This window comes from Pseudomonas sp. GL_090 (assembly GCF_057837765.1).
The window spans coordinates 14,437-27,462 of sequence record NZ_CM174452.1 but is presented as its reverse complement, the minus strand read 5'-3'; the positions used below and the strand labels follow the sequence as shown (position 1 = coordinate 27,462).

The following is a 13,026-nucleotide window of genomic DNA, read 5'->3' as shown; positions in this document are numbered from 1 at the left end:
TTTACCGCAAGGTGCTGGGGTTTCATTCTCGAAGCCAGCACTCTCGCATAAACATCCACTATGGAATGCCGCGATCACATGAAGCGCAAGAACATTCTTTTCATCATGGCCGATCAAATGGCCGCGCCAATGTTGCCGTTCTACGGCCCATCGCCCATCAAACTGCCTCATCTCAGCCGCCTCGCCGCACAAGGCGTGGTGTTCGACTCCGCTTATTGCAACAGCCCATTGTGCGCGCCATCGCGTTTCACCCTGGTCAGCGGCCAGTTGCCGAGCAAGATCGGCGCCTATGACAACGCCGCCGATTTCCCCGCCGACGTACCGACCTACGCCCACTACCTGCGCCGCCTCGGCTATCGCACTGCCCTTTCGGGAAAAATGCATTTCTGCGGGCCAGACCAGTTGCATGGCTACGAAGAACGCCTGACCAGTGACATTTACCCGGCTGACTACGGCTGGGCGGTGAACTGGGATGAACCGGACGTGCGCCCGACCTGGTATCACAACATGTCGTCGGTGCTGCAGGCCGGCCCGTGCGTGCGTACCAATCAGCTGGATTTCGACGAAGAGGTGGTGTTCAAGGCCCAGCAGTACCTGTTCGACCATATCCGCGAGGATGGCGACCAGCCGTTCTGCCTGACCGTTTCCATGACTCACCCACACGATCCGTACACGATTCCCAAGGCCTTCTGGGATTTGTACGACGATGACGATATCCCGCTGCCTGCAACCCCCGACCCGCACGATCTCGATCCGCACTCGCAACGCCTGCTCAAGGTCTACGACCTGTGGGACAAGCCGCTGCCTGTGGACAAGATCCGCGATGCCCGCCGTGCCTATTTCGGCGCGTGCAGCTATATCGACAGCAACGTCGGCAAACTCCTGCAAACCCTCGAGGATACCGGGCTGATCGATGACACCATCATTGTGTTTTCCGGTGACCACGGCGACATGCTCGGCGAGCGCGGCCTCTGGTACAAAATGCACTGGTATGAAATGGCCGCACGGGTGCCGTTGCTGATCAGCGCACCGGGGCAATTCGGCGCCGGTCGGGTCAGCGCCAGTGTTTCCACAGCAGACCTGTTGCCGACCTTCGTTGAACTGGCCGGCGGCTCGCTGGAACCGGGCTTGCCGCTGGACGGCCGCTCGCTGGTCCCGCACCTGCAAGGGCAAGGCGGCCACGATGAAGTGTTCGGCGAATACATGGCCGAAGGCACCATCAGCCCGTTGATGATGATTCGCCGGGGCGCCTACAAATTCATCTACAGCGAAGACGACCCTTGCCTACTCTTCGATGTACAGAATGACCCTCGCGAACTGGAAGAACTCAGCCATTCGCCGCAGCATCGCCAGCTGTTCGACGATTTTCTTGTCGAAGCGCGGGCCAAATGGAACATTCCGGCGATTCACCAGCAGGTGCTCGCCAGCCAGCGGCGCCGACGCTTCGTGACCGAGGCGCTGACCCTCGGCAAGCTGAAGAGCTGGGATCACCAGCCGCTGGTGGACGCCAGTCAGCAATACATGCGCAACCACATCGACCTCGACGATCTGGAGCGTAAAGCACGTTATCCACAACCCTGCCAAAACCAATAATGTTAAGGGGAAGTCCATGCAAAGGTTATCCACAGTACTGACGGTCGGGCTCCTGACTCTGGGCAGTGCATCGGTGTTTGCCGAGCAGAGTTGCGAGACCGTGAAAATGGCCGACCCGGGCTGGAGCGACATCGCCGCGACCAATGCCATCACCGGGTTTCTGCTGGACGGCATGGGCTACAAGGCCAAGGTCGACACTCTCGCGGTGCCGATCACCTTTGGCGGGCTCAAGGATGGCCAGGTCGATGTGTTCCTGGGAAACTGGATGCCGGCGCAGCAGGGCTTCTATGACAAGTTCGTCGCCAACGGCGATGTCACGCAACTGGCGAAGAACCTCGACGGTACCGAATTCACCCTCGCCGTTCCGGACTATGTGTGGGACGCGGGTGTGCATAACTTTGCCGACCTGAACAAATACGCCGACAAGTTCGACCGCAAGATCTACGGTATCGGCTCCGGCGCCCCGGCGAACATCTCACTGCAAGAAATCATCAAGAAAAACGATTTCGACATGGGCCAGTGGAAATTGATCGAGTCCAGCGAGCAGGCAATGCTGGCGGAGGTGTCCCGCGCGGTGAAAAAACAGAAATTCGTGACCTTCCTCGGCTGGACCCCGCACCCGATGAACGTGCAACTGAAAATGCATTACCTCAAGGGCGGCGAGAAATACTTCGGTGATACCGGCAGCGTGCATACGCTGACTCGCAAAGGTTATGCACAGGCCTGCCCGAACGTCGGCAAACTGCTGACCAACCTGAGTTTCACCCAGGACATGGAGAACAGCATCATGGCCGAGGTGGTGAACAAGAAAGTCAGCAATGCCGACGCGGCCAAGGCGTGGATCAAGGCCAACCCGGCAGTGCTGGACAAGTGGCTCGATGGGGTGAAAACCGTGGATGGCAAAGATGCGTTGCCGGCGGTCAAAGCCAAGCTTTAAGGTTCAAGGACGCCTTCGCGAGCAGGCTCGCTCCCACAGGTCCGCTCAGTCTCTGTGGGAGCGAGCCTGCTCGCGAATCGATTTATGCTCTTGCGTCATGACATCTGACACACCACCCTGACGCATTTACAGTCATTCACCGAGAGGCCCCATGGCCCTGCCAAGCCGCCATTCACTCTTCCCTTTCCTCACCTGGCTACCCCGGCAAACCCGCGCCAGTGTCGGTCGCGACCTGATCGTTGGCCTCAGCGGCGCGATTCTCGCACTGCCGCAATCCATTGCCTACGCACTGATTGCCGGCCTGCCGCCGGAATACGGCCTGTACGCAGCAATCATCCCGGTGTTGATCGCCTGTCTCTGGGGCTCGTCCTGGCATCTGATCTGCGGTCCTACGGCGGCCATCTCCATTGTCCTGTACGCCAGCGTCAGTCCTCTGGCCGTGCCAGCGTCGCAGGACTACGTCATGTTGATCCTGTTGCTGACGTTTCTTGCCGGCCTCTTTCAGTGGCTGCTGGGTTTGCTGCGGTTTGGCGCGCTGGTGAATTTCGTCTCGCACTCGGTGGTACTCGGCTTCACCCTGGGTGCCGCCGTGGTGATTGCCATCGGTCAATTACCTAACCTGCTGGGGCTGGACCTGCCCATCCAGGCCACCGCGCTGGACAGTTTCATCACGTTGTTGCGTCATTTCGGCGAAGTGGACAAACCTTCGCTGGCACTGGGGCTGGCGACAGTGGTGGTGGGCGTGATCCTCAAGCTGCTGCTGCCACGCTGGCCGACGCTCTTGATCACTCTGATCCTCGGCGGCTTGCTGGTTTGGCTCTGGCCATCAATGTTCGGCCATGTGCAACTGGTCAGCGCCTTTACCGGCAAACTGCCGCCTTTCAGTCCGTTGCCGCTGGATCTCGATCTGATCCTGCGCCTGCTGCCCAGCGCGGTGGCGGTCGGTATGCTCGGGCTGGTCACCAGCCTGTCGATTGCTCGCTCGATCTCCGCACGTTCGCAGCAATTACTCGACGCGAATCAGGAAGTTCGTGCCCAAGGCCTGTCGAATATCGTCGGTGCGTTTTTTTCCGGATCGCTGTCAGCCGGCTCTTTCACTCGCTCAGGCCTGAGCTATGAAGCGGGGGCCTGTTCGCCACTGGCCGGAATTTTTTCGGCATTGTGGGTGGCGCTGTTTGCGATCTTCGGCGCGAGCCTGATCGCACACATCCCGATTCCCGCGATGGCCGGGAGCATTCTGTTGATCGCCTGGGGACTGGTGGACCATCGCGGCATTCGCGCGTTGTTGCGGGTCAGCCGTGCTGAATTCGTGGTCATGGCGCTGACCTGCGTCGCCACGTTGTTGCTGGAATTGCAGACTGCGATCTACGCCGGTGTGTTGGCCTCGCTTTTTTTCTACCTCAAGCGCACATCGCAACCACGGGTGCAGCATGTGCGAGATGGCGAGGAAGACATTTTGCGGGTGGGGGGCTCAATCTTTTTCGGCGCCAGCCATTACCTGCAAGTGCGCCTGCAACGCATGCACGGCGCGCGCGTGGTGATCGAGGCACAGCAGATCAACTTCATCGACTATTCAGGGGTGGAAATGCTGCATCAGGAAGCGCGACGCCTGCTTCGCCAGGATCGCAGCCTGACCTTGCGCCGGGCCCGGCCACAGGTGGTGGAGGAGTTGAGGAAGCTGGAAGGGGCGCAGAAGTGCCCGATTCGGTTTGAGGATTAATCCGACGTTTCGCAAATCCCTGTAGGAGCGAGCCTGCTCGCGATGACGGAATCACATTCAACATCTCTGCTGACTGTCCCACCGCAATCGCGAGCAGGCTTGCTCCTACAGGGGTTACAACGCCAACTGCCGGCGAAGTTCGGCCAACACCGGCGCCGTCTCCGGACGCACACCGCGCCACAGGAAGAACGCCTCCGCCGCTTGCTCGGCCAGCATGCCCAAGCCATCCATCGCCACCGCAGCTCCGTGTTCGCTGGCCCAGCGGCAGAACGAGGTCGGCTCCTTGCCGTACATCATGTCGTAGCACACCGTTTTGCCAGGCTCGATCAGGCTGGATGCAATCGGCGGCACATCGCCGGTCAGGCTCGCCGACGTCGCGTTGACGATCAGGTCCACCGACTCCCGCAACCAGTCATAGCCGCTGGCCGAGACCGGCCCCAGATCGCAGAACAGTTCCGCCAACAACTCAGCCTTCTCTACCGTGCGGTTGGCGATGATCACCGATGCCGGTTGCTCGGCCAGCAACGGCTCCAAAACACCACGCACCGCGCCACCAGCGCCGAGCAGCAGGATGCGTTTGCCCTTGAGACTGAACCCGGCATTGACCGTCAGGTCGCGCACCAGCCCGGCCCCATCGGTGTTGTCGCCCAGCAGACTGCCATCGGCCAGTTTGCTCAGGGTGTTCACCGCTCCGGCCCGTTGCGCCCGCGCCGTCAGGCTGTTCGCCAGCCGATAGGCTTCTTCCTTGAATGGCACCGTCACATTGGCGCCGCGTCCCTCGAGGAAAAACGTCCGGGCACAGGTGGAAAAATCGTCGAGTGGCGCCAGCAGTGTGTTGTAGTCCAGTTGTTGCGCGGTCTGCTCGGCGAACAGGCGATGGATCAACGGCGACTTGCTGTGGCCTATCGGGTTACCGAATACGACATAACGGTCCATCAGGTTTCCTCGTTCAGGCTTCGGCCAACCAATCGCGGTCTTGCAGGAAATACTCGGTCAGGCGGGCTTCTTCGCTGCCAGGCTCGGCCTTCCAGTCGTAGCCCCAGCGTACTTGCGGCGGTAGCGACATCAAGATCGACTCGGTACGCCCACCCGATTGCAGGCCGAACAGCGTGCCGCGGTCGTAGACCAGGTTGAATTCAACGTAGCGGCCTCGGCGGAACTCCTGGAACTCGCGCTGCTTGGCGGTGAACGCATCGTTCTTGCGGCGCTGCACGATCGGCAGATAGGCGTCGATGTACGCGTCGCCGATGGCGCGCATGAAGGCGAAGCTGGTGTCGAAGTCCCACTCGTTCAGGTCGTCGAAAAACAGGCCGCCGATGCCACGCGGCTCGTGACGATGCTTGATGTGGAAGTAGCTGTCGCACCAGGCCTTGTAACGCGGGTAGACGTCCGGACCGAACGGCGCACAGGCCTGCTCGGCGACTCGGTGCCAGTGGATGCAGTCTTCTTCGTTGCCGTAATACGGAGTCAGGTCGAAGCCGCCACCGAACCACCAGACCGGTTCTTCACCTTCTTTTTCAGCGATGAAAAAGCGCACGTTGGCGTGGGAAGTCGGCACGTGGGGGTTGTGCGGGTGAATCACCAGCGACACGCCCAGGGCTTCAAAGCCACGACCGGCCAGTTCCGGTCGATGGGCGCTGGCAGACGGTGGAAGACCGCTGCCGAAGACATGGGAAAAGTTGACGCCGCCCTTTTCAATCACCGCGCCGTTTTCGATCACGCGGGTGCGACCGCCACCGCCCGCCGGCCTGGTCCAGGCGTCTTCGACGAATTGCGTGCCGCCGTCTTCGGCTTCCAGGGCAGCGCAAATACGGTCTTGCAGGTCGAGCAGGTAGGCTTTTACGGCCTCGGTGCGGGTCGTCATGTCATCACCTTGAATCGGGCAAAACAACGCGGCGCTCCATTGGAGCTCAGCCTGCGCAAATGGGCCCGTAGCATACCATCGCAAGTCACCCCGTCGCAGTTGACGAAGATCAAGCTTAGGAGTCCGATAGGGAGCCTGGTAAAACGACCTATGGAGAGTTCTGATGGCAAAGCGTATCCAGTTCCGCGCCCATGGCGGCCCCGAAGTGCTCGAATACGTGGATTATCAACCCGCCGAGCCAGGTCCGAAGGAAGTGCGCGTGACCAACAAGGCCATCGGCCTGAACTTCATCGACACTTATTACCGCAGCGGTTTGTATCCACCGCCATCTCTGCCGTCCGGTGTCGGTTCAGAGGGTGCGGGCGTGGTCGAGGCGGTGGGCAGCGACGTGACCCGTTTCAAGATCGGCGATCGCGTGGCCTATGGCAGCGGGCCACTGGGCGCCTACAGCGATGTTCACGTCTTGCCCGAGGCCAATCTGGTGAAACTGCCGGACGCCATCAGCTTCGAACAGGCGGCCGGCGTGATGCTCAAGGGCCTGACCGTGCAGTACCTGCTGCGTCAGACGTATGAACTCAAGGGTGGCGAAACCATCCTGTTCCATGCCGCGGCCGGCGGAGTCGGTTCCCTGGCCTGCCAGTGGGCCAGGGCCTTGGGCGTGAAGTTGATCGGCACTGTCAGCTCAGCGGAGAAAGCCGCGCTGGCCAAGGCCAACGGCGCCTGGGCGACCATCGACTACAGCCATGAAAATGTCGCGCAACGCGTGCTGGAATTGACCGACGGCAAAAAAGTCCCGGTGGTGTACGACGGCGTTGGCAAGGACACCTGGCTGACTTCACTCGACAGCGTAGCGCCGCGTGGGCTGGTGGTGAGTTTCGGCAATGCGTCCGGCGCGGTCGACGGCGTGAACCTGGGGATCCTGGCGGGGAAAGGCTCGCTGTACGTGACCCGGCCGACCCTGGGCACTTATGCGAACAACGCCGAGAGCCTGCAACGCATGGCCGACGAGTTGTTCGAGATGATCATCGGCGGCAAGCTGACCGTGGACATCAGCCAGCGTTATCCACTGGCTGAAGCGGCGAAGGCGCAGACCGAGTTGTCGGCGCGGCGCACGACGGGCTCGGTGGTGTTGTTGCCCTGACTGACGCCATCGGCGGAACGCCGCCCGGAACAAGCTCGCTCCCACAGGGGATTTGTGTTCGACACAGAACCCATGTGGGAACGAGCCTGTTCGCGATGGGCGCACCTGGGTATCAGTCCGGGCGCACAACCCTGCCCGTCGCCAGATCGCGAATCACGCTCGGGTTCTTGCGCCCGCCCAGATTGCCACCCAGCACCAGATCCACCTGGCCACGGAAATACTGTTCGACGCGAATTCGCGTACGCGCCGCCGGGCGCCCCTGCGGGTTGGCCGACGTCGACACCAGCGGCCCGACCAGCGCGCACAAGTCCCGCACCATCGGGTGATCGCTGACCCGTAGCGCCACGGTTTCATGCACGCCGGTAATCCACTCCGGCAGCAGGTTCTGGTGCGGCACCAACCAGGTGTTCGGACCCGGCCAGGTGCTGGCCATGCGGTCCATCCACAACTCGGGGAAGTCTTCGAAGAGGAAATCGAACTGACGGATGTTGTCGGCGACCAGAATCAGCCCCTTATCCATAGAACGGCCCTTGATCAGCAGCAGACGTTCCACCGCTTCCTCGTCCCACGGGTCGCAACCCAGGCCCCAGACTGCTTCGGTTGGGTAGGCAATCACCGCCCCGGCGCGAATTGCTTGCGCGGCTTGTTGCACACGCCAACTGTTGACCATGAAAAAACACTCCAGACTAAGGCTCTGCGCAGTTTACCGATCTTGTTTATAAAACCTAGCTCACCCGCGCAAACCAGCGCCCGCTTTCGCACACGGCGCGGCCATCCATTTCCAGTTCCGTCAACGCCGCCAGCACTTTCGGCAAGGCCCAGCCGCTTGCATCGGCCAGCGCTTCACTGGTGAGAGGCGCGGAAAGCAGCAGTTTCAACAGCGGGTGAGTCGTTGCAGGGGTGCAGATTTCTGTGGATAACGGCAGTCGTTGCCAGCCGCGCAAGGCTTCGAGGATATGTTCGATGGTTTCCACCAGCACCGCACCGTCCCGGATCAACTGATGACAGCCGCGGGCGCCGGGGTGATGGATCGACCCGGGCATCGCAAACACCTCGCGCCCCTGTTCCGCCGCCAGCCTCGCGGTGATCAGTGAACCGCTGGCGACACTGGCTTCGACCACCAGCACCCCGAGAGACAAACCACTGATGATCCGGTTGCGCCGGGGGAAGTTGCCGGCGCTGGGCCCAGCGTCCAGCGGAAACTCCGAAAGCACTGCGCTGCCCATAGCGATCATGGCGTCCGCCAGGCGTTTGTTTCGCTGTGGATAAAACTTCTCGAGCCCCGTACCGAGCACACCGACCGTTTGCCCGCCGACGTCGAGCGCGGCCTGGTGCGCGGCGGCATCAATGCCCAGGGCCAAGCCGCTGGTAATGACAAAACCGGCACCTGCCAGGCTGCGGGAAAATGCGGCAGCGGTGTCCATTCCTGGCCGGGATGCGCGACGGCTGCCGACCATCGCCAGTTGTGGTTTTTCCAGAATGCCCGGATCGCCCGCGACAAATAACAGCGGCGGTGCATCGCTGATTTGTGCCAGCAGGGCCGGGTAGTCCGGCTGGTCCCACATCAGTAAATGCTGGGCCGGGCGCTCCAGCCAGGCCAATGCATGACTGGCACCGTCACGGATTTCAGTGCTACGCCTGGCCTCGGAACAGGCCAGTGGCAAACCCAGCGCGCGCCAGGCACTGGCCGGTGCGCTGATCGCTTTGGACGCCGAGCCAAAGGCTTCAAGCAGCTTCTTGAACCGTGCCGGACCGAGTTCCGGCAAACGGTGCAGACGTAATCGAGCTTCCAGTTCCGCGGGGGAAACCGGTGTAACAGCAGGCAGCGACATGGATCATCCTTGATCGTAATAAGCCCCCGTACAAACGGGAATAAGCTGTGGATAACTCTGTTGGTAACTTGTGAAGCACGCTTACGGATTTCGCACCTTGTCCATCACCGACAGCGAGCGCGAAGCGCTGAGCACCAGCCCATAACTGAGTTTGTCGTAGGTACGGAAAACCATCAGCAGACCGGCGCGCTCATCGGGAATTTTCAACGGCTGACCGGTAATCTGGTCGCGCACGGTTTCGCCGGTCTTCATTACCGCCAGCAGATTGCCTTCGGCCAGGCCGTCGCGCTGCCCCCTGTTCAGCGTAACCACGTCCAACTCGCCGATCTGCGTGACCCCACGCGGTACATCGATGATCAAACCGTTGATTTCGTGACTCGGTGCGCTGGGCGTGAAGGTCGAGTTGATCGCGTGCTCTTCACCGCTAAACAAACGATCGCCGAGGCGGACCTCCTGGGTCGTGCGTTGCAACTCCAGGGTAGCGACGTCGCCTTCGGTCGCCACGACCTCACCGCTGCCGATGTCGTCGGCGTTGATCCCAAGAATCTCCTTGCTCTGCGGATCGGTGTAGACCTTGCCTTGGCGGAAGATGCCATACGCCGGTTGCGCCGGATCGAAATGGCCACGGGCAAAGATGCGGTCACCCGCGCCGCTGAGTACGCGTTCGGAATCGCCAGCGACGATGTAAGGCGCCTTGTCGAAATCCTCGGCCTTGTCGACGATGCGGTTGCTCAGCAGAAAGCTGTTGATGGATTTCAGCGCAATGCCGGGGATAGCCTCGGTTGCCGGGCTGCTACGCACCTGAGGCGACAGCTTTATGGTGGGAATATCTTCCCGAAGTTGCACTTGCCCGTACGCCCAACCGGCCGAGGCCAGCAGCAGCAGGGCGAGTAGTGATTTCCTCATGCGGTGAATCCCTTTATTATGTGCATTCGCGTGAAACGCCAGAGCCGTCAGAGGCTCGCTCCCTGCTTGCTTATCAAGACTTGCTTGTCAACAAAAGGGAGCTACGTTTTACAACGGTAGCCTGCATCTTCGGACCGCCAGGCCATCGACCCGACCTTACTTCACACGTGCACTAATCAAGCTTATGGCCATTTTAGACATCCTCGAATTCCCTGATCCGCGTCTGCGCACTATCGCCAAGCCAGTGGCCGTAGTGGACGACGAAGTGCGTCAGTTGGTCGACGACATGTTTGAAACAATGTATGAAGCGCCTGGCATCGGCCTCGCCGCTACCCAGGTCAACGTGCACAAACGTATCGTCGTGATGGACCTCTCCGAAGACCGCAGCGAACCACGAGTGTTCATCAACCCCGAGTTCGAACCGCTGACCGACGAGATGGGCCAGTATCAGGAAGGCTGCCTGTCGGTGCCGGGCTTCTACGAAAACGTAGATCGCCCACAACGGGTCAAGGTCAAGGCACTGGACCGCGACGGCCAGCCTTACGAACTGATCGCCGAAGATTTGCTCGCCGTGTGCATCCAGCACGAATGCGACCACCTCAACGGCAAATTGTTCGTCGATTACCTGTCGACGCTCAAACGCGACCGCATCAAGAAGAAACTGGAAAAGCTTCATCGCCAGAACGCCTGATGCCCATCTTCAAAGGCTTGCTGCGGCAAGCCTTTTTCTTTTCAAGAGACGTCACCCATGCCTGAGCCACTGCGCATTGTCTTTGCCGGCACCCCGGAATTCGCCGCCGAACACCTCAAGGCCCTGCTGAGCAGCCCTTACGAGATCGTCGCGGTCTACACTCAACCGGATCGTCCGGCCGGTCGCGGGCAAAAACTGATGCCGAGCCCGGTCAAGCAGCTTGCTCTGGAGAACAATATCCCGGTGCTGCAACCGCCGACCTTGCGCAATGAAGATGCTCAGGCTGAATTGGCTGCACTGAAGCCGGACCTGATGGTGGTCGTCGCCTACGGCCTGATCCTGCCGCAAGTGGTGCTGGATATTCCGCGCCTGGGTTGCATCAACAGTCACGCCTCGCTGCTGCCACGCTGGCGTGGTGCGGCGCCGATCCAGCGCGCCGTGGAAGCGGGGGACGCCGAAAGCGGTGTGACCGTGATGCGCATGGAAGCCGGCCTCGACACCGGGCCGATGCTGCTCAAGGTCGCTACGCCGATCAGCGCCGAAGACACCGGCGGCAGCCTGCATGATCGCCTGGCCGAAATGGGCCCGCCGGCCGTGGTCCAGGCGATTGCCGGCCTCGCCGCCGCAACCCTGGAGGGCGAAGTGCAGGACGACAGCCTGGCCACCTACGCGCACAAATTGAACAAGGACGAAGCACGCATCGACTGGAGTCGCCCGGCCGTTGAGCTGGAGCGTCTGGTGCGGGCCTTCAACCCATGGCCGATCACCCACAGCACCTTGAACGGCGAAGCCCTGAAAGTGCTGGCCGCAAATCTGGCCGAAGGCAAAGGCGCCCCGGGTGAAATCCTCGGCGCCAGCAAGGACGGTCTGATCGTCGCGTGCGGCGAGCAGGCCTTGTGCCTGACCCGCCTGCAATTGCCCGGCGGCAAGGCGCTGAACTTCAGTGACCTGTTCAACAGCCGCCGTGAGAAATTCGCAGCCGGCACTGTCCTCGGTCAAGCGGCGGACGCTCAATGAACCCGCGTCTGGCCGCCGCCAAGGCACTTGCCGCTGTCCTGAGCGGAAAAGCCTCGCTCAACAGTTCGCTGCCTACGCAGATGGACAAGGTCGAGGACCGTGATCGCGGCTTCACCCAGGACCTGGCCTTTGGCACCGCGCGCTGGCAGCCGCGCCTGTCGGCACTGGCGGCCAAGCTGCTGCAGAAACCATTCAAAGCCGCCGACGCCGATGTCGAGGCACTGTTGCTGGTCGGTCTCTATCAGCTGCTCTATACCCGCGTCCCGGCCCATGCCGCCATCGGTGAAACCGTCGGTTGCGCCGACAAGTTGAAAAAGCCCTGGGCCAAGGCGTTGCTCAACGCGGTGCTGCGTAATGCTCAACGCGAGAGCGAAACAATTTTCGCCGAGCTGGAACGCGATCCGGTGGTGCGCACCGCTCACCCGCGCTGGTTGCAGAAATCTTTGAAGGCGTTCTGGCCAGAGCAATGGGAAGCCATTTGCGCGGCGAACAATGCGCATCCGCCGATGATCCTGCGGGTCAACCGTCGCCATCACAGCCGTGATGCCTACCTCGGTTTGCTAACTGACGCGGGTATCGCCGCCACAGCATGTGTGTACAGCCGCGACGGCATCGTGCTCGAAGCCGCCACCGACGTGCGCGGCCTGCCAGGCTTCGCCGAGGGCTGGATCAGCGTGCAGGACGAAGCCGCGCAACTGGCTGCCGATCTGCTCGACCTCGCGCCGGGCCAACGGGTGCTGGACGCCTGCTGTGCGCCAGGTGGCAAGACCTGCCACATCCTCGAAGCCGAGCCAAAACTGGCCGGTGTCGTGGCGGTAGACCTGGAGGCCAAGCGGCTGGTGCGGGTGCGGGAAAACCTCGAACGCCTGAAACTGAGCGCCGAACTGATTGCCGCCGACGGTCGCGACACTCAGGCGTGGTGGGACGGCAAGCCGTTCCAGCGCATCCTGCTGGACGCGCCATGCTCGGCCACGGGTGTGATTCGTCGTCACCCGGACATCAAGCTGACCCGCCAACCCGACGACATCGCCGCGCTGGCACTGCTACAGGGCGAGTTGCTCGACGCCATGTGGACCACATTGGAGGTGGGTGGCATCCTGCTGTACGCCACCTGCTCCACGCTGCCGACCGAGAACACCGAAGTCATCGAAGCCTTCCTCGCCCGCACGCCGGGTGCTCGTGAACTGGACCTCGCCACGGCGGCCGGCATCAAGCAGCCCCATGGTCGCCAGTTACTGGCCCAGGAAGGTGGCCACGACGGGTTCTACTACGCCAAGCTGATCAAGATCGCCGCCGCGCGCGGTTAAATGGATTCAATGGAGTGA

At 61.4% G+C, this 13,026-nt stretch carries 12 protein-coding genes; 7 read left to right on the top strand and 5 right to left on the bottom strand.

Features of this window, described 5'->3' with window-relative positions; translation table 11 throughout:
- Window positions 1-78: 78 nt before the first annotated feature.
- From betC to AC3ITA_RS00110, 3 genes are all read left to right on the top strand, one after another.
- Window positions 79-1,593 (top strand): choline-sulfatase, encoded by a 1,515-nt coding sequence (gene betC, locus AC3ITA_RS00120; protein ID WP_414929631.1) that lies wholly within the window; start codon window positions 79-81, stop codon window positions 1,591-1,593.
- Window positions 1,594-1,609: 16 nt separating this feature from the next.
- On the top strand, window positions 1,610-2,530 hold the full coding sequence (gene choX, locus AC3ITA_RS00115; RefSeq protein ID WP_414929632.1) for a choline ABC transporter substrate-binding protein: 921 nt from the start codon (window positions 1,610-1,612) through the stop codon (window positions 2,528-2,530).
- A gap of 151 nt (window positions 2,531-2,681) precedes the next feature.
- Window positions 2,682-4,250: a SulP family inorganic anion transporter gene (locus AC3ITA_RS00110; RefSeq protein WP_095943015.1), complete on the top strand. Its 1,569-nt coding sequence runs from the start codon at window positions 2,682-2,684 to the stop codon at window positions 4,248-4,250.
- A gap of 114 nt (window positions 4,251-4,364) precedes the next feature.
- Here AC3ITA_RS00110 and aroE read toward each other — a convergent pair whose 3' ends face one another.
- Together aroE and hemF are read right to left on the bottom strand one after the other, a co-directional pair.
- Complete coding sequence (aroE, locus tag AC3ITA_RS00105; protein WP_095943016.1) at window positions 4,365-5,186, bottom strand: shikimate dehydrogenase; 822 nt, start codon at window positions 5,184-5,186, stop codon at window positions 4,365-4,367.
- Between the two features lie 13 nt (window positions 5,187-5,199).
- A complete protein-coding gene (hemF, locus tag AC3ITA_RS00100) occupies window positions 5,200-6,114 on the bottom strand; it encodes an oxygen-dependent coproporphyrinogen oxidase (RefSeq protein ID WP_057716534.1) in 915 nt (304 codons plus the stop codon).
- 163 nt (window positions 6,115-6,277) lie between these two features.
- Between hemF and AC3ITA_RS00095 the strand changes: the two genes are divergently transcribed.
- Complete coding sequence (locus AC3ITA_RS00095) at window positions 6,278-7,255, top strand: NADPH:quinone reductase (RefSeq protein ID WP_150671890.1); 978 nt, start codon at window positions 6,278-6,280, stop codon at window positions 7,253-7,255.
- Between the two features lie 112 nt (window positions 7,256-7,367).
- Here the strand turns inward: AC3ITA_RS00095 and tsaC are convergent, their stop codons facing one another.
- The 3 genes from tsaC to AC3ITA_RS00080 form a co-directional block, all read right to left on the bottom strand.
- A complete protein-coding gene (tsaC, locus tag AC3ITA_RS00090) occupies window positions 7,368-7,925 on the bottom strand; it encodes an L-threonylcarbamoyladenylate synthase type 1 TsaC (protein WP_095943018.1) in 558 nt (185 codons plus the stop codon).
- A 55-nt stretch (window positions 7,926-7,980) separates the two neighbouring features.
- Window positions 7,981-9,087, bottom strand: a complete 1,107-nt coding sequence (gene dprA, locus AC3ITA_RS00085; RefSeq protein ID WP_150671891.1) for a DNA-processing protein DprA — start codon at window positions 9,085-9,087, stop codon at window positions 7,981-7,983.
- Window positions 9,088-9,168: 81 nt separating this feature from the next.
- Window positions 9,169-9,993 carry a peptidoglycan-binding protein gene (locus tag AC3ITA_RS00080; RefSeq protein WP_095943020.1) on the bottom strand — a complete coding sequence of 275 codons (825 nt, stop codon included), beginning with the start codon at window positions 9,991-9,993 and terminating at the stop codon, window positions 9,169-9,171.
- A 184-nt stretch (window positions 9,994-10,177) separates the two neighbouring features.
- Between AC3ITA_RS00080 and def the strand changes: the two genes are divergently transcribed.
- From def to rsmB, 3 genes are read left to right on the top strand one after another with little or no spacing between them, the layout of a single operon-like run.
- Window positions 10,178-10,684 (top strand): peptide deformylase, encoded by a 507-nt coding sequence (def, locus tag AC3ITA_RS00075; RefSeq protein WP_095943021.1) that lies wholly within the window; start codon window positions 10,178-10,180, stop codon window positions 10,682-10,684.
- Between the two features lie 57 nt (window positions 10,685-10,741).
- Complete coding sequence (gene fmt / locus AC3ITA_RS00070; protein ID WP_095943022.1) at window positions 10,742-11,701, top strand: methionyl-tRNA formyltransferase; 960 nt, start codon at window positions 10,742-10,744, stop codon at window positions 11,699-11,701.
- Window positions 11,698-13,008: a 16S rRNA (cytosine(967)-C(5))-methyltransferase RsmB gene (rsmB, locus tag AC3ITA_RS00065; RefSeq protein ID WP_150671893.1), complete on the top strand. Its 1,311-nt coding sequence runs from the start codon at window positions 11,698-11,700 to the stop codon at window positions 13,006-13,008. The genes fmt and rsmB overlap by 4 nt, the downstream gene beginning before the upstream one ends.
- The last annotated feature ends 18 nt before the right edge of the window (window positions 13,009-13,026 follow it).

Excerpts from the sequence above, each read along its gene's own strand:
- betC (WP_414929631.1), top strand. The coding sequence starts at position 79 with ATGAAGCGCAAGAACATTCTTTTCATCATGGCCGATCAAATGGCCGCG.
- choX (WP_414929632.1), top strand. The coding sequence starts at position 1,610 with ATGCAAAGGTTATCCACAGTACTGACGGTCGGGCTCCTGACTCTGGGC.
- AC3ITA_RS00110 (WP_095943015.1), top strand. The coding sequence starts at position 2,682 with ATGGCCCTGCCAAGCCGCCATTCACTCTTCCCTTTCCTCACCTGGCTA.
- aroE (WP_095943016.1), bottom strand. The coding sequence starts at position 5,186 with ATGGACCGTTATGTCGTATTCGGTAACCCGATAGGCCACAGCAAGTCG.
- hemF (WP_057716534.1), bottom strand. The coding sequence starts at position 6,114 with ATGACGACCCGCACCGAGGCCGTAAAAGCCTACCTGCTCGACCTGCAA.
- AC3ITA_RS00095 (WP_150671890.1), top strand. The coding sequence starts at position 6,278 with ATGGCAAAGCGTATCCAGTTCCGCGCCCATGGCGGCCCCGAAGTGCTC.
- tsaC (WP_095943018.1), bottom strand. The coding sequence starts at position 7,925 with ATGGTCAACAGTTGGCGTGTGCAACAAGCCGCGCAAGCAATTCGCGCC.
- dprA (WP_150671891.1), bottom strand. The coding sequence starts at position 9,087 with ATGTCGCTGCCTGCTGTTACACCGGTTTCCCCCGCGGAACTGGAAGCT.
- AC3ITA_RS00080 (WP_095943020.1), bottom strand. The coding sequence starts at position 9,993 with ATGAGGAAATCACTACTCGCCCTGCTGCTGCTGGCCTCGGCCGGTTGG.
- def (WP_095943021.1), top strand. The coding sequence starts at position 10,178 with ATGGCCATTTTAGACATCCTCGAATTCCCTGATCCGCGTCTGCGCACT.
- fmt (WP_095943022.1), top strand. The coding sequence starts at position 10,742 with ATGCCTGAGCCACTGCGCATTGTCTTTGCCGGCACCCCGGAATTCGCC.
- rsmB (WP_150671893.1), top strand. The coding sequence starts at position 11,698 with ATGAACCCGCGTCTGGCCGCCGCCAAGGCACTTGCCGCTGTCCTGAGC.